At 74.6% G+C, this 20,654-nt stretch carries 16 protein-coding genes and 2 pseudogenes; 10 read left to right on the top strand and 8 right to left on the bottom strand.

The window, feature by feature from the left end; genetic code table 11:
* The coding region (locus tag KJS59_RS15745) for a hypothetical protein (protein WP_213453633.1) at positions 1-1,068 on the top strand (1,068 nt) is incomplete at its 5' end.
* A 153-nt stretch (positions 1,069-1,221) separates the two neighbouring features.
* Here KJS59_RS15745 and KJS59_RS15740 read toward each other — a convergent pair.
* Entirely contained in the window at positions 1,222-1,719 is a 498-nt protein-coding gene (locus KJS59_RS15740) for a DUF6912 family protein (protein ID WP_213453632.1), read from the bottom strand.
* 228 nt (positions 1,720-1,947) lie between these two features.
* Between KJS59_RS15740 and KJS59_RS15735 the strand changes: the two genes are divergently transcribed.
* Positions 1,948-2,181, top strand: a complete 234-nt coding sequence (locus tag KJS59_RS15735; RefSeq protein ID WP_213453631.1) for a helix-turn-helix domain-containing protein — start codon at positions 1,948-1,950, stop codon at positions 2,179-2,181.
* Between the two features lie 395 nt (positions 2,182-2,576).
* A complete protein-coding gene (locus tag KJS59_RS15730) occupies positions 2,577-3,647 on the top strand; it encodes an Rv3235 family protein (RefSeq protein ID WP_213453630.1) in 1,071 nt (356 codons plus the stop codon).
* A gap of 176 nt (positions 3,648-3,823) precedes the next feature.
* Here KJS59_RS15730 and secA read toward each other — a convergent pair whose 3' ends face one another.
* Positions 3,824-6,697, bottom strand: a complete 2,874-nt coding sequence (gene secA, locus KJS59_RS15725) for a preprotein translocase subunit SecA (protein WP_213453629.1) — start codon at positions 6,695-6,697, stop codon at positions 3,824-3,826.
* A 156-nt stretch (positions 6,698-6,853) separates the two neighbouring features.
* Here secA and KJS59_RS15720 point away from each other — a divergent pair, with 156 nt between their 5' ends.
* Together KJS59_RS15720 and KJS59_RS15715 are read left to right on the top strand one after the other, a co-directional pair.
* A complete protein-coding gene (locus tag KJS59_RS15720) occupies positions 6,854-8,002 on the top strand; it encodes a GNAT family N-acetyltransferase (protein WP_213453628.1) in 1,149 nt (382 codons plus the stop codon).
* Positions 8,003-8,035: 33 nt separating this feature from the next.
* Positions 8,036-9,232, top strand: a complete 1,197-nt coding sequence (locus KJS59_RS15715) for a GNAT family N-acetyltransferase (protein ID WP_376771188.1) — start codon at positions 8,036-8,038, stop codon at positions 9,230-9,232.
* Here the strand turns inward: KJS59_RS15715 and KJS59_RS32255 are convergent.
* The 6 genes and pseudogenes from KJS59_RS32255 to mtrA form a co-directional block, all read right to left on the bottom strand.
* Positions 9,229-9,456, bottom strand: a pseudogene (locus KJS59_RS32255) (sigma 54 modulation/S30EA ribosomal C-terminal domain-containing protein); the annotation flags it as partial. The gene KJS59_RS15715 and the pseudogene KJS59_RS32255 sit on opposite strands and share 4 nt — an antisense overlap.
* A gap of 80 nt (positions 9,457-9,536) precedes the next feature.
* A pseudogene (hpf, locus tag KJS59_RS32250) lies at positions 9,537-9,900 on the bottom strand (ribosome hibernation-promoting factor, HPF/YfiA family); the annotation flags it as partial.
* 273 nt (positions 9,901-10,173) lie between these two features.
* Complete coding sequence (locus tag KJS59_RS15705; RefSeq protein WP_376771186.1) at positions 10,174-10,938, bottom strand: ComF family protein; 765 nt, start codon at positions 10,936-10,938, stop codon at positions 10,174-10,176.
* Positions 10,939-10,967: 29 nt separating this feature from the next.
* The gene (locus KJS59_RS15700) at positions 10,968-12,782 is read right to left on the bottom strand and encodes an LpqB family beta-propeller domain-containing protein (protein WP_213453624.1); all 1,815 of its coding nucleotides are present in this window, start codon (positions 12,780-12,782) and stop codon (positions 10,968-10,970) included.
* Positions 12,779-14,476: an MtrAB system histidine kinase MtrB gene (mtrB, locus tag KJS59_RS15695; protein WP_407073978.1), complete on the bottom strand. Its 1,698-nt coding sequence runs from the start codon at positions 14,474-14,476 to the stop codon at positions 12,779-12,781. The genes KJS59_RS15700 and mtrB overlap by 4 nt, the downstream gene beginning before the upstream one ends.
* Positions 14,477-14,525: 49 nt before the next feature.
* Positions 14,526-15,215, bottom strand: coding sequence for an MtrAB system response regulator MtrA (gene mtrA, locus KJS59_RS15690; RefSeq protein ID WP_213453623.1), 690 nt, complete (start codon positions 15,213-15,215; stop codon positions 14,526-14,528).
* Positions 15,216-15,421: 206 nt separating this feature from the next.
* On the opposite strand from mtrA, the gene KJS59_RS15685 reads away from it, so the two are divergent.
* The 5 genes from KJS59_RS15685 to KJS59_RS15665 are packed head-to-tail and all read left to right on the top strand — an operon-like array spanning position 15,422 to position 20,622.
* Entirely contained in the window at positions 15,422-16,303 is an 882-nt protein-coding gene (locus KJS59_RS15685) for a hypothetical protein (RefSeq protein ID WP_213453622.1), read from the top strand.
* On the top strand, positions 16,300-16,947 hold the full coding sequence (locus KJS59_RS15680) for a DUF4129 domain-containing protein (RefSeq protein WP_249714257.1): 648 nt from the start codon (positions 16,300-16,302) through the stop codon (positions 16,945-16,947). The genes KJS59_RS15685 and KJS59_RS15680 overlap by 4 nt, the downstream gene beginning before the upstream one ends.
* Positions 16,944-18,308: a DUF4350 domain-containing protein gene (locus tag KJS59_RS15675; RefSeq protein WP_213453621.1), complete on the top strand. Its 1,365-nt coding sequence runs from the start codon at positions 16,944-16,946 to the stop codon at positions 18,306-18,308. Before KJS59_RS15680 ends, KJS59_RS15675 begins: the two co-directional genes overlap by 4 nt.
* A gap of 56 nt (positions 18,309-18,364) precedes the next feature.
* Positions 18,365-19,312, top strand: coding sequence for an AAA family ATPase (locus tag KJS59_RS15670; protein ID WP_213453653.1), 948 nt, complete (start codon positions 18,365-18,367; stop codon positions 19,310-19,312).
* Positions 19,309-20,622: a DUF58 domain-containing protein gene (locus tag KJS59_RS15665; protein WP_213453620.1), complete on the top strand. Its 1,314-nt coding sequence runs from the start codon at positions 19,309-19,311 to the stop codon at positions 20,620-20,622. The genes KJS59_RS15670 and KJS59_RS15665 overlap by 4 nt, the downstream gene beginning before the upstream one ends.
* Positions 20,623-20,654 lie beyond the last annotated feature (32 nt).

Below are 20,654 nucleotides of genomic sequence, written 5' to 3'. Positions count from 1 at the left end.
CCGCCCCCCGCCGCTGGCGCACCGACCTCCGCCTCCACCACGGACACGGCCGGCTCCGCCTCCAGCGCCGGCGCGTCGGATGAGGCCGTGGAAGCCGGCAGCGACGCCGGCACGCCGCGCCGGGCGGCCCGGGCCGGCGCGACCCCGCCCGCAACCAACCGCGCGGCCCGGGCCGGCGCGGCCTCCGGCGCGACTCCGCCCGGGGCCGGGCTGCTGGCCGGCCTGTCGCTGGTCTGGCTGGCCGCCATGCTCTGGTCCACTCACGCCGCGATCCGCGCCGCCGCCACCGGCGCGGTGGCCACCACCGCCGCTGCCTACGCCCTCCCCGCCGTGATCAGCGCCAGCCTGCTCGGCGGCGTGACCACCGGCCTGCTCGCGGTGGGGCTACTCGCCCGCCGCACCGCCGACCGGGAACCCCGCCCCGGGCCCCGCTTCGCCGTCGCCGTCGGCGCCGGCCTGATCGTCGGCCTGGTCGCCGCGGTGATCACCGCCCTGACCAACGACGGCGACTCGGCCCCGCTGGTCATCGCGGGCGGGATCGCCGCCGCCGCCACCCTCGGCGGCGCGCTCGCCGGCATCCGCGCCACCGCCGTGCTCGCCGCCGCCACCGCCGGCTCGCTCGCCGTCTCCGCCACCGGTCTCGTGCTCAACCTGCTGCGCCAGCCGCTGCTCGCCGCGTACGGCTGGGGCGACCGCGAATCGCAGCAGCTCAGCGCGCTCGGCTGGTACGCCTTCACGGTCTCCATCACCAGCGGCCTGGCGGCCGGGCTGATCGGCTTCTGGTACCTGCGTCGCGCCAGCCGCCGCGCCGGCACCACGCCGAGCTGGCCCACGTACCTGTGTGCGGGGGCCGGTGCCGGCCTGGTGCTGCTGCTCGCCGAGCTCATCACCCGCACCGGCGGCGCCCGCCTGCTCGCCGAGGCCGGCGCCCTCAGCCCCGCCGACCGGGCGGTGCAGAGCCTGCTCTCCGGCTCCCGGATCAACCACGCGCTCGTGGTGCTGTTCGTGGGCGCCATCAGCGCCATGATCGCCTTCGGCCGCACCCTCAAGCCCGCCGCACGCGCCTGACCACGGCCGGGAGCCGCGCCCGCGCTGTCCGCACCCGCCGCTTCGCCTACCCGGTCTTCCAGCACCGTATTGCTCGACGTGGCTCTGTTCGCCCGGCCGGTCGCCGGTGGCGCGCGGCGCCCACGGCCGCCGGTAGCGTGCGGCGTGGGCCGCTCAGGTGAGGGTCTCGATCTCCGAGACGTCGTACCACTCCAGCTCGTGGTCCTCGGCACCGTCGACCGTGAACTGGGCGTCCGGGTCCCCCGCGATGGCCTGCTCGACGACCTCGGCGGCGACCGCCACGTCCTCGACCGCCGCCGGCCCGTCCACGTGCACCGCGGCGACCTGCCGCAGCGTCACCGGCGCCAGCGGCCGGACGGAACTGGAGCCCAACTCGCCATCCGTGCGCCCGACCGCCTCCGACGGCAGGTCCGCGGAGATCACCACGCGGCGGCGCGGGGCGGTCGGGTCCCGGCGCAGCAGCCGCAGCGCGTCCTGGGCGGCGCGGGTGAACGCGACGTACTCCAGTTCCTCCTCGTCGCCCTCGACGTACCACTCCCGCAGCGCCGGCGTCACCGCGTGCGCGACCGGCGCGACCAGTTCACCCTGCTCGCGCAGCACCGCCAGCGACGGCACCGTGGCGGGCAGGTACACCCTGATGTGGTCGGCCACTCGCTTCCCCCAGTCCGCGCACGCCGGTCGCCATGACCAGGTGCGACACCCGTCCTACACCGCGGCGCCCCCGCCGGGAAGCGTATCGGCCGGAGCGTGTCCGATCAGCAACCCGCCCGGGGTAGCGGCGCAGGCTGTATCCCGGGTACGGCGCAGGCAGTATTAGGTCATCGGAGGCTACCGGTGGCAAACTCGGGTGGCGCCCCTTCCACCGCGCCGGGAGTGCCCGTGGCCGCCGAGTCCAGGTTCCTGCTGCTGTCCGACGTCGCCGCCGAGCTGAACGTGTCGGACTCGCAGGTCTACCACATGGTGCGCAGCGGCGAGCTGCCCGCGATCAAGATCGGTGGACGGGGCCAGTGGCGGGTGGAGCGGGCCCGCCTCGAGGAGTACATCGAGCGCAAGTACGCCGAGACCGCGGAGTGGGTGCGCGACAACCCCTTGATCGAGCGCGAGCTCGACTGACCCGCTCCGATCTGCGGAGGCTTCCTACACGAGGCAGAGCAAAGGGTCCTCGCGCCCTCGACCACGCGGCAAGCGCATCGATTCGAGATCTCGGTATGGATATGGCCGGAAAGAGGCAGATCCGTACCAAGATCCGCGGATTTAGCGGACGCGGCCGCCGCAACGCGCCGCCCCGGACCCGCCCCGACCAGGTTGAAGAAGCCGTCCGAGCTGGCAGCCACGCCGAGATCTGCCGAGGGTGGGGGCGGGGCGCGGACCGGCCGCCGTGGCGACGCTGGGTGACACGGCGACTCGCGGGGAGTTATCCACAGGGGCTGTGCAGGGTTGCCGCGCGGGTCCAAGATGGGTTTGTCGGAGGCAAACGAAGGCAAACGCAAGATCGATCGGAGCGTCCATTGCCCGCGCTGCTCACCTCCCCCGCCCCGCCGGCCCGTGTCCGCGTCCGCCGCCCGCCCGCGCTCAACCCACCCTTCGACGACGAACTGTGCACCGAACGGGAGGCCGCGGAGTACTGGTCGCTCGGCGGGGCGATGCGCGACAAGTCACCCGAGGCGTCACCCGCCGTGCCCGTGGAGTCGCCCGCCGGCGCGCAACACGGGGCCAATGCGCAGACCGCCGACGCGGAACACACGGCCGATGCGCAGACCGCCGGCACGAAACACGGGAGCAATGCGCAGACCGCCGACGCGGAACACACGGCCGATGCGCAGACCGCCGGCACGGAACACAGGACCGATGCGCAGACCGCCAGCACGGAACACAGGACCGATGCGCAGGCCGGCGGCGCGGAGCACAGGGCAGATGCCAGCGCGAGCGGAGCCGCCAGCCAGGGAAGACCCGAAACCACTGCACAAACCGCCGGCACGAAGCACAAGCCAGATGCCAGCGCGAGCGCAGACGCCAGCCAAGGAAGACCCGACACCACCGGAGACGCCGCCCGAGCCACGGACCACACCTCCGCCGACGCCGGGAGCGGGGGCGGGGGCGGGGGCGGGGGCGGAGGCGGAGGCGCACGCCTCCGCCTGCGCGGCGGCGGCCCCGAGGCCGTCGCGGGCGCATCGCGCCAGCGCGACGCGCGGGCGTCGGCCACTCAGTTGCCGGGTACCGCACACCGCTTCGCGGACCTGTGCCTGGAGATCTTCAACGGCTACCGGCCGGTGGCGCACATCCGGGCGGTCAGCGCGCCGGTCAACGCCCCCGAGATCGTGCACGAGATGATCTCCGCCGTCCGGCGCGTCGGGCGCCGGCACGCGGCGGTGGACCTGGTGGGCGGCGCCCGCCCGATCCGGGGTCGGCGGGCGCACCGGAAGGTCTGGCGGGTGCGCCTGCGGATCAGCGAGCCAAGCCCCGGGGCCGCCGAGGTGGTCGCGATCCTCGCCGACGCCCGGGGATCGTGGGCGCTCGCCTTCCGCCTCGAACACCGGACCGGCGCCTGGCTCTGCACCGCCCTCACCGCCCTCTGCTGACCGCGTCCCGTCCACGAAGGCGTCCGCGCGGGCCACAGAGGATCAAGGTCGGGCCACTTCCGCCGGGCAGGGGCGCAAAAACGGCGGCGGCTCTGGCGCGACGCCTCCCGCGAGGAGACGCGTCGCGCCAGAGCCGCCGCCCCGGCTAAAGCCGCCGGGCGAAACCGTGACCGCCGTTACGCGCCCGGGGCGCCGTGGCAGCGCTTGTACTTCTTACCCGAACCGCACGGGCACGGGGCGTTGCGGGACGGGCCGCCCCCCGACACCGCCTGGCCGGGCGCCGCCTGACGCCGGGGCGCCGGGCGGGCGCCACTGGCCGTACGGCTGCCGTTGGACTGGGCCTCGGTGCCCCCCAGACCCAGCGCCGGGGCCTGCTGCTCCTGCACCACACCGCCCGGGCCGGCCGCGCCGTCGATAGCCGGGGCGGAGTACTGGAGCGCCTGCGGGCGCCGGCCGCCACCCAGGCCCTTGGCGTGGATCTCGACGTGCGCGTCCGACTCGGGCAGCGGGACGCTCGCCCCGACCGAGGCCGGCTCCGGCGCCTCGACCTGGACCTCCAGGTTGAACAGGAACCCGACGGCCTCCTCCTTGATGCCCTCCATCATCTGGTGGAACATGTCGAAGCCCTCGCGCTGGTACTCGACCAGCGGGTCCCGCTGCGCGTAGGCGCGCAGGCCGACACCCTCCTGGAGGTAGTCCATCTCGTAGAGATGCTCGCGCCACTTGCGGTCGATGACCGCGAGCAGAACCTGACGCTCCAACTCGCGCATCGCCTCGGGGCCGAGTTCCTCCTCGCGGCGCTCGTACCCGCCGAACGCGTCCTCCTTAAGGCGGCCGACCAGGAAGTCGACGTCAAGCGTGTTGCGCTCGCCGCCGGACTCCTCCTCCAGATCCTCGATGGTGACGCCGACCGGGTAGAGCTGCTTGAGACTGGACCAGAGCTGCTCCAGGTCCCAATCCTCGGCGTAGCCCTCGGCCGTGGCGCCGCGCACGTACGCCTCGACCACGTCGTTGATCATGTTGAGAACCTGGTCGTGCAGGTCCTCGCCGTCGAGCACCCGCTTGCGCTCGGCGTAGATCACCTGGCGCTGTTTGTTGAGCACCTCGTCGTACTTGAGGACGTTCTTGCGGATCTCCGCGTTCTGCGCCTCGATCTGGGTCTGCGCGCTCCTGATCTGGCGCGTGACCATCTTCGACTCGATCGGCACATCCTCGGGGATGTTGAACCGCTCCATGACGGCCTCGACCGCGCCCGCGCGGAACCGGCGCATCAGCTCGTCCTGCAGCGACAGGTAGAACCGGGACTCGCCGGGGTCGCCCTGCCGGCCGGAGCGGCCGCGGAGCTGGTTGTCGATGCGGCGGGACTCGTGCCGCTCGGTGCCGAGCACGTACAGCCCGCCGGCCGCGACGACCTCCTCGGCCTCCAGATCGCAGGCCTCCTTCCAACGCGGAAGGATCTCCTCGAGGGCCTTGTCGAACTCGTCCGGGTCGACGTCGCGGTCCAGGCCGCGCTGGCGCAGTTCGGCGGTGGCGAGGTACTCGGCGTTGCCGCCGAGCAGGATGTCGGTGCCGCGGCCGGCCATGTTGGTGGCCACGGTGACCGCCCCCTTGCGGCCGGCCTGCGCGATGATCTCCGCCTCCCTGGCGTGGAACTTCGCGTTCAGCACGGAGTGCGGGATGCCACGGCGGCGCAGCAGCTGCGAGAGGATCTCCGAGTTCTCCACGGAGACGGTGCCGACCAGGATCGGCTGGCCCGCGGCGTGCCGCTCGGCGATGTCCTCGATGACGGCGTTGAACTTGGCCTTCTGGGTCTTGTAGATCACGTCCGGCCGGTCCGCCCGGACCATCGGGCGGTGGGTCGGAATGGTCACCACGCCGACCTTGTAGACCTTGTTGAACTCGGCCGCCTCGGTCTGGGCGGTACCGGTCATGCCGGCGAGCTTGTCGTACAGCCGGAAGTAGTTCTGGAGGGTGATCGTCGCGAGGGTCTGGTTCTCCTGCTTGATCTCCACCCCCTCCTTGGCCTCGATCGCCTGGTGCATGCCCTCGTTGTACCGGCGGCCGTGCAGGATGCGACCGGTGAACTCGTCGACGATCAGGACCTCGCCCTCGTTGACGATGTAGTCCTTGTCCCGCTTGTAGAGCTCCTTGGCCTTGATGGCGTTGTTCAGGTAGCCGACCAGCGGGGTGTTCACCGACTCGTACAGGTTGTCGATGCCGAGCTGGTCCTCGACCTTGCCGACGCCCCGCTCGGTGATCGCAACGGTGCGCTTGGCCTCGTCGACCTCGTAGTCGCCCTCGCCGTCCTTGCCGCGCTGGAGCCGGCCGACCACCCGGGCGAACTCGGTGTACCAGCGGGCGGAGTGCTCGGCGGGGCCGGAGATGATCAGCGGGGTACGGGCCTCGTCGATGAGGATCGAGTCCACCTCGTCGACGATCGTGAAGTTGTGGCCCCGCTGCACCAGTTCGCCGGCCGACCAGGCCATGTTGTCGCGCAGGTAGTCGAAGCCGAACTCGTTGTTCGTGCCGTACGTGATGTCGCACTCGTACGCCTCGCGGTGCTCCGCGGCGGGCCGGTTCGGCAGGATGACCCCGACGCTGAGGCCGAGGAACCGGTGCACCCGGCCCATCCATTCGGCGTCGCGCTGGGCCAGGTAGTCGTTGACCGTGACGATGTGCACGCCTTGGCCGGACAGCGCGTTCAGGTACGCCGGGAAGACGCCGGTGAGGGTCTTGCCCTCGCCGGTCTTCATCTCGGCGATGTTGCCGAAGTGCAGCGCGGCGCCGCCCATGATCTGCACGTCGTACGCCCGCTGGCCGAGCACCCGGCTGGCCGCCTCCCGGGCGGTGGCGAACGCCTCGGGTAGCAGGTCGTCGAGGGTCTCGCCGTCCGCCAGCCGCTCCCGGTACTGGTCGGTCAGCTCACGCAGTTCGGCGTCCGTGAGGTCGACGTAGTTCTCCTCGATCGAGTTCACGGCCGCCGCGATGGCGTTGAGCCGGCGGAGCATCCGTCCCTCACCGGCACGGAGGATCTTTTCCAGAATCGACACGGGTCAGCGCTCCCCTAGACAGTCTGCCGAACCATCGTAGGCGCCCGGATGGCCTATCTGTCAGCCGCGCTCGCCCTCTGGGCGTGATTATAGGAACAAATCGGTTAAAGGCCATTGGGGTTGGGTGGCTCGCGCCCGGTCCGGCAGGATGGCCGGGTGGAGCCCGTCGAGATCACCGAGGACGACCTGCTGCTGCGGCCGTGGCACCCGGCGGACGCCGAGGCGGTGTACCGCGCCTGCCAGGACCCGGACATCCAGCGCTGGACCACCGTCCCCGCGCCGTACCTGCTGACCCACGCCACCGCATTTGTCGGCGAACTGGCGCCGGCGGGCTGGGCGGAGGACACCGCCGCCCAGTTCGCGGTGGTGGACCGGCTGACCGGCGACCTGCTCGGCTCCTGCGGCCTGGTCACGGTCGACCGGCGGCTGCGCTCGGCCGAGATCGGGTTCTGGGTGGTGCCGGAGGCCCGGGGCCGCCGGGTCGCGGCCCGGTCCACCCGGGCGATCGCGCACTGGGCGTTCGACCGGCTCGGGCTGCGCCGGATCGTCTGGCAGGCCACGGTCGGCAACCACCCGTCCCGGCTGGCCGCGCTGCGGGCCGGCTTCCGGATGGAGGGCCGGCTGCGGCTGGCGGGCGCGGAGCCGGGCACCGAGGGCTGGATCGGCTCGCTGCTCCCCGGCGACCTGCTGCACCCGCCGGCCGAACCGCCGGCGCTGGAGATCCGGCGGGCCCGGGCGTTCACCAGGGCGCAGCCGGTGCTGCACGCGCAGGCCAAGGGGGGTGACCTGACGCTGCGCGCGCTGGCCGAACGGGACATCCCGGAGGTCGTGCTCGCCTGCCGGGACCCGGAGTCGATCCGCTGGACGACGATCCCGCAGCCCTACGGGCCTCCCGAGGCGGAGCTCTTCGTCCGCCGGCACGCCCCGGCGCGCTGGGCGGCGGGCAACGGCGCCGTGTTCGCCCTGGCCGACGAGGCGAACCGGTTCGTCGGCAGCATGGAGTTGGTGATCCGCGCGGACGACGCGGCCGCGGCGGCGGTCGGCTTCATGACCGCGCCGGGCGCCCGGGGCCGCGGGTACGCTCCCGCCGCGCTGCGCGCGCTCTGCCACTGGGGTTTCGACGCGCTGGGTCTGGAGCGGATCGAGTGGCGGGCGTACCCGGGGAACGAGCCGTCTCGCCGCGTCGCCGAGAAGGCCGGTTTCACCATGGAGGGGACGATCCGGTCGGCCGGCGTCCAGCGGGGCGCGCGGCGGGACATGTGGATCGCCTCGCTGCTGGCGACCGACCCGCGCGAACTGCCCTGAGCCATGGTGAGCGATCCGCGCACCGCCGCGCGCCTGCCGGTCGAAGTGATCGAGACCGAGCGGGTGCGGCTCCGCCCCTACCGCGAGTCGGACGCGGCGGACCTGGTCACCGGGATGGCCGACCCGGACCTGCACCGCTTCCTGCCCGACCTGCCCGACCCGTACACCGCCCGGGACGCGGTGGAGTGGATCACCCGGGGTGCCCCCGCGGCGTGGCGCCGGGGCTGGGCGGCGTACGCGATGGTGGATCCCGCCACCGACCGGGTCATCGGCGGCTGCGCCCTGAGCAACCCGCTGCCCCACCTCGGCCAGATCGAGATCGGGTACTGGGTGACGGCGTCCGCCCGGGGTCTGGGCGCGGCGACGTCGGCGGCCCGGGCGCTGACCGGCTACGCGTTCGCGCACGGCTACGGCCGGGTGGAGTTGCTGACCAGGCTGGAGAATCCGGCCAGCCAGCGGGTGGCGATCGCGGCCGGATTCCACCGGGAGGGGCTGCGCCGCGGGGCCCGTCCGGAGCGCGGCCCCGGTGTGCTGGGAGGCCCGCCCGAGCGGGGCGACCGGGTGGTGTGGGCGCGCCTGGTCGACGATCCCTCGGAGCCCTCCCCGCGGCTGCTGCCCGACCTGCCCGGCGGTGCGCTCACCGACGGCGTGGTCACGCTGCGCCCGCCGCGCCCGGGGGACGAGCCGTTCCTGCACCGCCTGCACGGCCTGCCCGACGTGGTGGCCAGCAGCGTGCCGCCGGTCGCGCCGGACGGTGCGGAGGTCGCCCTGCGGGTGGCCCGCTCGGCGTTCCGCTGGCTGGCCGGCGAGCGCGCCGACCTGGTGGTCACCGACGCGGCCTCCGGCGCGCCGGCCGGCGACATCGGCCTGTACTACTCGGAGCCGTCCACCGGGCAGGGCATGGTCGGGTACTCGCTGCTGCCCGAGTGGCGCGGCCGGGGCTTCGCCACCCGGGCCGTCGTGCTGCTGGCCCGGTGGGCGTTCGACGCCGGCGTGCTGCGGCTGATCGCCGGCACCCGGCCGGAGAACGCCGCGTCGCAGCGGGTGTTGGCCCGCGCGGGCTTCCGGCGCGAGGGGTACCAGCGGGAGCGGCTACCCGGGCCGGCCGGCACCCGCGTCGACGACGTGCTGTACGCCCTGCTGCCGGCGGACCTTCCGCCGGCCGCGCCCGGGGCGGTCGCGCCGGCCGGACCGGTGGGGTGGCACCGGCCGGCCGGCGCGTTCCGCTAGCGGGCCGGTGCCGCGTCGGACAGGCCGACCGACGGGCCGCCCAGGGAGATGACGCCGTAGTCGTAGGCGCGGCGGCGGTACACCACGCTCGGCCGGCTCGACTCCTTGTCCAGGAACAGGTAGAAGTCGTGCCCGACCAGTTCCATCTGGAACAGCGCGTCCTCGACGGTCATCGGCTCGGCGAGGTGTTCCTTCTCCCGCACGATGCGCCAGGGCTGGTCCGGGTCGTGCTTCCCGGCACCGCCGGCGGCGCCGGCACCGGCCAACTCGGGCTCGGCGGGGGTCTCCTCCGGCGCCGCGGTCGTCATGGCGACCGGCAGCCCGGCCGTCGCTTCGGCGACGGAGAGCGGCGCGTGCCGGCCCCGGTGTACCCGCCGCCGGTCGGCCGCCCGGCTCAGCCGGGTGTCCAGCTTGGCGATGGCGCAGTCGAGGGCGGCGTAGAAATCCTTGGCGCTGGCCTCGGCGCGGATCACCGGGCCGCGCGTGAAGACCGTGATCTCCACCCGTTGGCAGCGGTCGGACTGGCGCGGATTGCGCTCGTGCAATAGCTCGACGTCAGCCCGGATCAGCTTGCCGTCGTACCGCTCGATCTTCGACAGCTTCTCGGATACCAGCGCCCGGTAGTGCTCGGGCACCTCAACGTTGCGGCCCTTGACGACGATGTCCACGCGGTGACCTCCCCCACGGTAGTTCGGTGGCTGCCGCCGACGGGCGCCGGCGGCGCGGTCGAGACTGGGCATCCGGCGCGTTCCCACGCGCCGCCGTGTCTGCCGGTACCACCTCCTCCACCGTGACGCGGGCGGTTCGCGCCGCCCTGTCGGGAGGCTGCGGCGCTGCTCACCGGGGTTTCCCCCCGGGGCCGCGTCACAGCGGGTAAACCCAAACGCTAGCCGCTCGACGCTCGCCCGTCATCCCTGGTTGAAAAGCCGGCCCAAGAAGATTCACCCACTCGGGGTGCCCGGGTGATCGAGAGCCGAAACCGGCGCGGTCCGGCCGGAGCCGGCCGGCTCCCGGGGGCTCTTGTGGAGGGTCTCGGCGAGCACCGCGGCACCCGCCACGGGGATATCGACGGCGGCGAGCACGGCATGCGCGGCGCCCAGCGTGGCACCGGTCGTGAGGACGTCGTCCACGATGATCACTGCCGGGCGGGCGGCGGCGAGCCGGGACGCGGCCGGACGGCGGAGCCGGAACGCGGTGGCCGCGGCGGCGGACCGGGCGGCGGCGTCGAGGCCGGCGGAGTCGGGGCGGGGCCGGGCGGCCAGCGGTCGGGCCACCGCCGCGGGCACCCCGACCCGGCGCAAACGCTCGGCGGCGTGCCGCGCCAACCGCAGCACATGGTCGCCGTGCCGCTCCCGGGCGGCCCGCGCGGTGCTGGGCACCGGCACGAGCGCGATCCGCGGCGCGCCGGCTCCGCACGGGACCGAGCGCGACCCGGCCACGGTGGACTCGGCCACGGCGAGAGCCGCGGCGGCGAGCAGGGCGCCCAGCGGCGGTGCCAGGCCGTGCCGCCCGTGCTCCTTGTAGGCGAGCAGCGACTCACGCAGCACGCCGCCGTACGGGCCCAGGGCCACGCAGTGCGGTACCCCCGGGCGGGGCGCCACCGCCGCCGGGACGAGCCCTTCAAGCAACCGGGCGCACGCCGCGCAGACCCCGGAGCGCAGGGGCACCCCGCCCGCGCGGCAGCCGGCGCACCGCGTGGGCAACACCAGGTCGACCAGGGCTGACCACACGGCGGTCACTCGTCCAGGAAGAACGGCGCCGTGGGGGTCTGCTCGGCCGTCGGTGGCGCGGACGACAGCTTGCCGCCGGGTTGCACGTCGGACACGCTGATCGGCTCGAACACGGTGCCGGTGACCTGGAACGCGCTGCGGTCCGACTCGTACATGAGCGCGCCGTACTTCCAGGACGCATCCGTGTCCGAGTTGTCGGGGAACGCGACGAGCTGGGTGATCTTGGTGTTGCCCAGTTCGCGGCCCCGCTGCTCCTCCTCGGCCCCGTCCACGGTGATCTCGGTGAAGCCGGTCTGCCCGCTGGGCAGTTGCCCGGCCGCGACCAGCAGGTTCTGCTGGCTCCAGCCGGCGCCGGCCAGGTGGGTCAGCTTGGTGGGCAGCGCCAACGGCTGCCCGATCCCGCGCAACTCGTTCTGGTCCCCGGTGGTCGGGGCGACCATCAGCCGGTCGCCGATGACCAGGGCGATCCGGTGGCCGTCCGGGGCGACCGCCATCGCGGTGACCCGGCCCGGCGTCTCGATCTCGACCAGGTCGCCGGTGGCGCGGTCGAACCGGTAGAGCGCACCGTCGGCGATCACCACGCCGGCCTCACCCGCCCGGCCCGGCAGCCACTGCGGGCGTCCGATCGACTGGTACGAGTTCGCCAGCGCCCGGAACTCGACGGTGCCGTCGAGCTTGCGCCAGCCGATCCAGAGCCGCTGGCGGTTACCGCTGCGGCGGACCAGCGCGATCGCGTAGTCCTCGCCCATCCGCGCCACGGCGGCGCGCAGCACCTTGGTGTTGGCCTCCGCGTCCAGCACCGGCGAGGACGGCGGCGGCTCCGCGCCCGGCGGGACCAGCGGGCGCACCACCCCGTTCAGGATCGCGAACCGGTCGGGCGTCGTGGGCAGTTCGGTGACGAGCGGCTGGTACGCCGTGCCGACCTTCTTCTCCTGCCCGTCGATCTTCAGAACCACGGCCGTGTACTGGCCGAGCGACCAGCGCAGTTGGGCGGCGAGCCGGTCCACCTGGGTGGCGTCCTTGCCGATGTCCGGCGCGGACAGGTTGACCTCCAGCCGGCTGCCGTCCGGGCTGGTGACATTGCCCTGCAGGACGACGTTGTCCGGCATCTCGTCCACGCCCGGCCGCAGCCACGACGACGGCCCCTCCAGCAGCCACTTCACCAGGCGCGTGGGCTGCTCCTTGACGTCCACCGAGGTGGGCAGGTAGCGCAGGTCCGGCACCAGGCTCGCGCCGCCGCCGGCCCAGAAGTACAGGTTCCGCTTCAGGTAGTACCGGGACAGCGCGATCGTGGACAGCAGCAGGTGCTGCTGGGTCTTCCAGTCGGCCAGGAACAGGGAGCTGTCCGAGCCGTACAGGATCCGGAAGTGGTACACGGTGGTGGTTTCGGTCGCCGGCTCGATCACGCCGGTGTCCGGGTCCAGCACGCCGACCTGCCGGACGTTCAGGTCCACGCTGTAGCCGAGCTTCTCCGGGGTGACGATGAGATCGTCGTCGGGCTCGTACCGGACGACATTGACCTTGTTGCCCGGCTTCCAGTTCTCCTGCTGCCCGACCGTGAAGTAGTCGCGGGTGCGCTGCTCCGCACCGCCCGGGTCGCCGACCACCGCGCTCAGGAAGAACTCCACCAGTTGGGTGGGCGTGCGCGCGTCCTTGCGCTGCGCCGGCACGCCCGGCGGGTCGGCGCCGGCCGGCGGGGCGGGCGACAGACCCGGGCCGGCGACCTTGACATCCGTCTCTCTCGGCACGCCGCAGCCGGCCAGCAGCACGAGCAGCGCGGCCGCGACGGCCACGGTGGCGCGCACGGTTCGCCGGGTCACGGTGCCGCCTCCGTCCGCTCGGCGCCCGGGTCCGGAGCCGTCTCGGCCGGCCGGGGCGGCGGCGCGGGCGGGAGCTCCCGCGGCAGGCGGGACAGGTCCTCGCCGGCGTCCCGCGGCACCAGCCGCAGCGGCGAGGAGACCAGCCGGTCACCCGCGCGCAGCGGCAGCGTGAGCCGGAACTGGGCGCCCTCGCCGGGCGCGCCCCACGCCTCCAGCCAGCCGCCGTGCAGCCGGGCGTCCTCCACGCTGATCGATAGGCCCAGGCCGGTGCCGCCGGTCTGCCGGGCCCGGGACGGGTCGGCCCGCCAGAACCGGTTGAACACCAGCTTCTCCTCGCCGGGCTGCAGCCCCACACCGTGGTCCCGGACCGTGACCGCCGCGCTGGACTCGTCCGCCGCCAGCGTCACCACCACCGGCTTGCGCTCGCCGTGCTCGACCGCGTTGCCGACCAGGTTGCGCAGCACCCGCTCGACCCGACGCGGGTCGATCTCGGCGATCACCGGGGCGGCCGGCACGTGGACGGTCAGCCGCACCCCGGCCCGCTCCGCCAGCGGCACCAGCCGCTCGGTCACCCGCCGCACCACCGGGACGAGGTCGGTCGGCTCCGCGTCCAGCACGGCGAAGCCGGCGTCGAAGCGGCTGATCTCCAGCAGGTCGGTGAGCAGGTTCTCGAACCGGTCCAGCTCCGCCTGGAGCAGTTCGGCGCTGCGCGCCACCACCGGGTCGTACTGGTCGCGCTCGGTGTGGATCAGGTCCGCGGCCATCCGGATGGTGGTGAGCGGGGTGCGCAACTCGTGCGAGACGTCCGAGGTGAACCGGCGCTGCAGCCGGGACATCTCCTCCAGCCGGACGATCTGCCGCTGCAGGTTCGCCGCCATCTGGTTGAACGACGCGGCCAGCAGCGCCAGGTCGTCCTCGCCGCTGACCACCATGCGCTGGTCCAGTAGGCCGGCCGAGAGGCGCTGCGCGGTGCGGGCGGCCACCCGGACCGGGGTAACCACCATGCGAGTCACCAGCGCGGCCAGCAGGCCCAGCAGGACCACCAGGGCGGCACCGGTGATCAGCACGATCGTGCGGATCTGGGCCGCGGTGGTCGCCTCGCGGGTCAGCGGCACCAGGTAGTACAGCTCGACCTGGCCGCCCCAGCCGGCGGGCACCCCGGAGCCGTAGACGAGGTAGGTCACCGGTCCGTTGCCGTCCAGGTCCCGGGTGACCACCTGCCAGGCGACCTTGCGCTGGTCGGCGACCTGGTGGGACAGCTCCGGGGTGATCGCCGGCGCCACGTCCAGGTCGGGCGAGGCGACCAGGCCGTCGGTCACGTCCGAGTTGATCGCCACGATCGCGCCGCCGGGCTGCGGCGATCCGGCCAGGTACCGCAGCGTGTCGTTGATCGTCAGCTTCACCGAGGGCGACTCGCGGGTGTGCACGTTGAGCTGCTGGGCGGCGTAGGCCGCACCGTCCGACAGGTCGTTGCTCACCTGGCCGCGGGCGCCGTCCAGCAGGGAGTCCGCGCTGCCCTTGGCGACCAGGAAGCCGAACACGCCGACCAGCAGGCTGGACACCACGAGCGTGATGGTCACCATGCGCAGGTGCAGCGAGCGCCGGTAGGCCAGCCGCACCGACCGGGTCAGGAACCGGACCCGGCGCCGCCCGGCACGCCAGAGCCGCCGCGCGTACCGGGCCGGGCCCGGCAGGCGACGGTCGAGGAGGGCGACGAGGCGGCGGTTCACAGCGCTGGCCAGGCTATCCCGTGCCCGCCTTGTAGCCCACGCCACGGACGGTGAGGATGATCTCTGGCCGCTCCGGGTCCGGCTCGATCTTCGCGCGCAGCCGCTGGACGTGCACGTTCACCAGCCGGGTGTCGGCCGCGTGCCGGTACCCCCAGACCTGCTCCAGCAGGACCTCTCGGGTGAACACCTGGCGCGGCTTGCGGGCCAGCGCCACCAGCAGGTCGAACTCCAGCGGGGTCAGCTTGACCTCGTCGCCGTCCCGGCTGACCGTGTGCGCCGGCACGTCGATGCTGATCTGGTTGCCGGGCGGCCCGATCGTGAGCAGTTCGGGCGCCGCGTCCTCGCCCCGGCGTAGCCGGGCCCGCATCCGGGCGACCAGTTCCTTGGGCTTGAACGGCTTGATGACGTAGTCGTCGGCGCCGGACTCCAGCCCCAGCACCACGTCCACGGTGTCGCTCTTGGCGGTCAGCATGACGATCGGCACGCCGGACTCGGCGCGGATCGCCCGGCAGACATCGATGCCGCTCATCCCCGGCAGCATCAGGTCCAGCAGGACGATATCCGGCCGGCTCTCCCGGAAGGCCGCCAGCGCGCGCTCGCCGTCGGCGACGAAGGAGGGCAGGAACCCCTCGCTACGCAGCACGATCCCGAGCATCTCGGCCAGCGCGGGGTCGTCGTCGACCACCAGAATCCGGGCTCTCATGCGCTCAAATATTGCACCTCGTCGGGACTGGCGAGGGTACGGGTACGGCCGGCGGCCCCCGGTATGGCCGTTCGGCCGGCGCGGCACGGCTGACCGGCCGTGTCCGACACGCCGGCAGGGACCCGGGCGGGATCGCGGGCAACGCGCGCCCGTGCCACGATGGCCGGGCCCGGCACCGGCCGGGAAGCGAGTGCCGGGAGTGACGCGTGAACCAGGCCGAGCGGGGTGCCCCGGGTCCGCCCGCCGTGCTGCCGCTGCGCCCGCTCACGCTCGGCGAGTTGCTGGACGCCGCCGTCGCGCTGCTGCGCACGGCCGCGCCCGCGCTGCTGCCGCTGGCCCTGGCGCTGGCCGCCGCCGAGCAGGCGGTGCTCTGGCCGCTGCGCCGCTTCGCCCGGGCCGAGCCGCCGTTGTACCTGCCCGCGCTGCACTTCTTCGAACCCTTCCTGCCCCCGCTCCTGCGGTACTGGCCGCTGCTGGTGGCCGGGTTCGCGCTGGAGGCGGGGATCATCGCGCTGCTCGGCGGGGTGGCCGGGCGCGCGGCGGGCGAGGCGGTGCTGGGCCGCACCGGCGGCAACCCGTTCCGGCTGCTGCGCCTGGGCGGCGCCGGCCCGGCGCTGCTGCCCGTCGCGGTGGTCTGCGCGGTGGTCACCGGCCTCGCGGCGCTCGGCGGCCCGCTGTGGGCACTCGGGTACGCGCTGTTCGGCCTCGCCGCGCCCGCGCTGGTCCTGGACCGGGTCGGCCCGCTGCGGGCGCTCGGCCGCGGTGCCGTGCTCGCCGTCCGCGACGGCGCCCGGGCCGGCTGGATCCGGATCGCCGGCTACCTCGGCTGGCTGGGCGTGCGGGCGGCGCTCGGGCTGGCCGGCGTCACCGTCCTGGAGGTGTTCAACGTCGGCGCCGCGGACTGGCGGTACCCGGTGGCGTTCATCGCGTGGACGCTGGTGAACACCCTCGCGTACCCGACCCTGGCCTGCCTGGACGCGGTCCTGCACCTGGAGACCCGGATGCGCACCGAGGGCCTGGACATCCGGCTGGCCCGGGCCGCCGCCCGCGGCGCCGTCACCCCCGCGCACCTGGCGGTGTGGCGGTGAGCTTCTCCCGCTGGTGGACCGAGGCGCTCGCCGCGCTCGGCGACCTGATGCCGCTGACGCTGGCCGCGGGCGGCCTGCTCCTGCTCGCCGCGCTGGTCGGCGCCGCCTGGTACTGGTACCCGGCCTGGGTGCCGCGCCGGCTGCCCCGCTGGCGGATGCCCCGACTGCGCCGCTGGCGGATGCCGCGGCTGCGCCGGCCCCGGTGGCGCTGGCCGCGCCTGCGGTTGCGCCTCCGCTGGCCGTTCCGGCGCCGCCGCCGACCGGTGCCCGAGCAACCGGTGCCGACCGCGCCCGCCGAGGACGAACTGCCCGACATGCCCGCCGTCGCGCTGCGCTCGCTCGCGGACGACCTGGCCGCGCAGGGCCGGTACGCGGAGGCGGTCCGGGAGCGGCTGCGCGGCATGGTCCGCGAACTGGTCGAGCGCCGGGTGATCGAGCACCGGCCCGGGTGGACGGTGACCGAACTGGCCCGCGCCGCCACGGACGCCCGCCCGGGGACGGACGCGGCCCTGGGCGAGGCCGGCGGCATCTTCTCCGACATCTGGTACGGGCAGCGCGCCGCGCTCGACCGGCACGACCAGCGGATGCGCGAGTTGGCCGAGGCGCTGCACGCCATCCTGGAACCCGAGCGGGTGGGCCGATGACACTCACCGCCCCCGCACCGCCCCGCGCCGCGGCGCCACGCCCGGCCGCGCCGGCGCCGCCCCGCCGCCGGCGGCGGTGGCACCGCTGGGCGATCCCGTTCGGCGTGGTGCTGGCGCTGTTCGCCACGACCGCGATCGCGTACTCGATCGAGCAGCCCGACCCGGCCGAGGCCGCGTTCCTGTCTCCGGTGAGCGCCGATGCGGTGGGCGGGCGGGCGCTCGCGGACCGGCTCGCCGCCCGGGGCATCGCGGTGCGCCGGGAAACCCGCACGTCGGACGCGCTGGTCGCCGCGCACGCCGGCGACACCACCCTGTTCATCCCGGCACCGGCCCTGGTCCACCCGTATTACCTGCGGATGCTCCGGACGATGCCGCAGAGCACCCGGATCGTCCTGGTGGAGCCCGCCGGCCGGACGCTGACGAGCGCCGGCATCTGGATCGACGTGACCGGCCAGCGCCCGGCCGCGGCCGCCGCCGAACCGGGGGCCGGCTGCGGGCTGCCGGCCGCGGCGCGCGCCGGCCGGGCCGCGGTCGTCCGCCGGCACTACGCCGTCCGGGAGTCGCCGTCGCTCCAGCCCGTGTTCGCCTGCTACGGCGACTCGCTGGTGGGGGTGCGGCTGTCCGCGGCGCCGCTGGTCGTGGTCGGCGCGGCCGACCCGTTCCGCAACGACCGGATCGACGAGCACAGCAATGCGGCGCTGGCGACCGGCCTGCTCGCCGACCACCCCACCGTGGTCTGGCTGGACCTGCACCGGCACGAGCCCGCCCCCGGCGTGCTCGACGACCCGGACGCGGTCGACGGCCCCCCGTCGCTGGCCCCCGCGCCCACCGTGGCCCGCCGCGGGGAGCAGCCGTCCCCGCCCCCCAGGCAGGAGCAGGAGAAGGCGGCCGGCACCCCGAACCCGATGTGGCGGGCCTTCCCGGCCTGGTTCTGGGCGCTGCTGGCGCAGTTGGCCCTCGCCGCGCTCGCGCTCGCGCTGTGGCGCGCCCGCCGGCTCGGTCCACCGGTCGGCGAGCCGCTGCCGGTCACGGTGCGGGCCGCCGAGACCGTGTTCGGTCGCGGCCGCCTCTACCGGCGTGCCCGCGACCCCGGCGCCACCCTCGCCATGCTGCGGCGGGCCGCGCTGCGCAAACTCGCCGCCCGCCTGGAGCCGCCGCCCGGCACCGGTCCGGACGACCTGGCCGCGCTCATCGCCGGGCACAGCGGCTGGCCCGCCGACGAGGTCCGCGACCTGCTCTACGGCCCGGACCCGGACCGGGACGAGGACCTGGTCCGGGCGGCCGAGCGGCTCGCCGCCCTGGTACACGACGCGTCGGCCGCCGCAACCGCGGCCGGTCCCGAGACGGGAGGAACCCGGTGACCGAACCCCTGACCGATTTCCCGGCGGAACCTCCGGCGCCGCACCCGGTCGCCGGTGTGGACCCCCGGGCCGCCCTGCACCGCCTGCGCACCGAGGTGGCCAAGGCCGTCGTCGGCCAGGAGTCCGTGGTCACCGGGCTGGTGATCGCGCTGCTGTGCCGGGGGCACGTGCTGCTGGAGGGCGTGCCCGGCGTGGCCAAGACGCTGCTGGTGCGCGCCTTCGCCGCCGCGCTGGACCTGGAGGCCAAGCGCCTCCAGTTCACCCCCGACCTGATGCCCGGCGACGTCACCGGCTCGCTGGTGTTCGACCCGCGCACCGCCGCGTTCACCTTCCGCGAGGGCCCGGTCTTCACCAACCTGCTACTCGCCGACGAGATCAACCGCACGCCGCCGAAGACCCAGGCGGCGCTGCTGGAGGTCATGGAGGAGCGCCAGGTCTCGGTCGAGGGCACCGCCCGCCCGCTGCCCACGCCGTTCATCGTGGCGGCGACCCAGAACCCCATCGAGTACGAGGGCACCTACCCGCTGCCCGAGGCGCAACTGGACCGGTTCCTGGTCAAGCTGTCGGTGCCGCTGCCCACCCGGGACGAGGAGTTGGGCGTGCTCCGGGCGCATCACGCGGGCTTCGACCCCCGGGACCTCAAGGCGGCCGGCATCGTCCAGGTGGCCAGCGCCGCCGACCTGGCCGCCGGGCGGGTGGCGGTGGCCCGGGTCGGGGTGGCCGACCCGGTGCTCGCGTACATGGTGGACCTGTGCCGTGCCACCCGCGTCTCCCCGTCGCTGGAACTGGGCGCCTCCCCACGCGGCGCGACCGCGCTGCTGCTGACGGCCAAGGCGTGGGCGTGGCTGTCCGGCCGCGAGTACGTCACCCCGGACGATGTGAAGGCGGTCGCCCGGGCCGTGCTGCGGCACCGGGTGCGGCTGCGGCCGGAGGCGGAACTGGAGGGCACCACGGCGGAGCATGTGCTGGACTCCGTGCTCGCGACCGTGCCGACCCCACGATGATCACCCGGCGTGCCGGGCTTCTCCTCGCCGCCGCCGCGTTCACGCTGCCGCTGTGGCCCTGGCCGTGGCTGGGGGTTGCGCTCATGGCCGGCCTGGTGATCGCGTTCTGCCTGCTGGACGCCGCCCTGGCCGCCCCGCTAGAGCGGATCACGGCCCGCCGGGAGGGCGCCCGCGCCGTCCGGTTGGGCGAGCGCGCCGACGTCGAACTGCGCCTGCACAACGGCTCCGAGCGCCGCCTGCGGGCCGAGGTCCGCGACGCGTGGGTGCCCTCCGCCGGCGCCCACCCGGAACTGCACCACGTGGTCGCCGAACCGGGTGGGACGGTCACCCTGCCCGCCACGCTCACCCCCACCCGCCGGGGCGACCGGCCCGCCGTCCGGCTCACGATCCGCTCGTACGGCCCGTTCGGCTTCGCGTACCGCCAGTCCCGGGGGCGCCGGGCGCTGGCCGCCACTCCACCGTGGACGCTGCGGGTGCTGCCCCGGTTCGAGTCCCGCCGGCTGCTGCCGGAGAAGCTGTCCCGGCTGCGCCTGATCGAGGGCGCCGTGGCCACCCGCGGGCGCGGCCAGGGCACCGAGTTCGACTCGCTGCGCGAGTACGTGCTCGGTGACGACGTGCGCTCCATCGACTGGCGCGCCAGCGCCCGCCGGGCCGACGTGCTGGTCCGCACCTGGCGCCCGGAGCGGGACCGCCGGGTGCTGTGCCTGGTCGACACCGGCCGGACCGCGGCCGTCCTGGCCGGCGCCGAACCCCGGCTGGACGTGGCCATGGACGCCGCCCTGCTGCTGGCCACCCTCGCGTCCCGGGCCGGCGACCGGGTCGACCTGCTGGCCGTCGACACCGCCGTGCGCGCCGCCGTCTCCGGCGCCAACCGGCGCACCCTGCTGCCCCGCCTGGTCAACGCCCTCGCCCCGCTGGAACCCGCGCTGGTCGAGACGGACTTCGAACTGGCCGTCGGCGAGGTGCTCCGGCGGGCCCGCAAACGCGCGCTGGTGGTCCTGTTCACGGCGCTGGAGCCGGGCGCCCTCGGCGAGGGCCTGCTGCCCGTCCTGCCCCGGCTGGCCGCCCGCCACCGGGTCCTGCTGGCCGCCGTCCACGACCCGGTCCTGGACGATCTCACCGCCGGGCCCGCCCGCACGGCCGACGACGTGTACGCGTCGGCCGCCGCCTGGCGCGCCATCGCCGAGCGGGACCAGGTCAGTGCCGCCCTGCGGCGCGGCGGCGTCCAGGTGGTGGACGCCCCGGTGGGCCAGTTCGCGTCCAGGGTCGCCGACGCCTACCTGGCCCTCAAGACCACCGGGCGCCTCTGACGCCTGTTTCGGGCCGGCATGGTCCGCGGGGG

Source organism: Rhizomonospora bruguierae, from assembly GCF_018397995.1.
Classification (GTDB): Bacteria; Actinomycetota; Actinomycetes; order Mycobacteriales; family Micromonosporaceae; genus Rhizomonospora; species Rhizomonospora bruguierae.
The sequence above is the reverse complement of the archived record's forward strand: the minus strand, read 5'-3'. Positions and strand labels throughout refer to the sequence as shown.

Excerpts from the sequence above, each read along its gene's own strand:
- mtrA (WP_213453623.1), bottom strand. The coding sequence starts at position 15,215 with ATGAGAGCCCGGATTCTGGTGGTCGACGACGACCCCGCGCTGGCCGAG.
- KJS59_RS15675 (WP_213453621.1), top strand. The coding sequence starts at position 16,944 with ATGACACTCACCGCCCCCGCACCGCCCCGCGCCGCGGCGCCACGCCCG.
- KJS59_RS15665 (WP_213453620.1), top strand. The coding sequence starts at position 19,309 with ATGATCACCCGGCGTGCCGGGCTTCTCCTCGCCGCCGCCGCGTTCACG.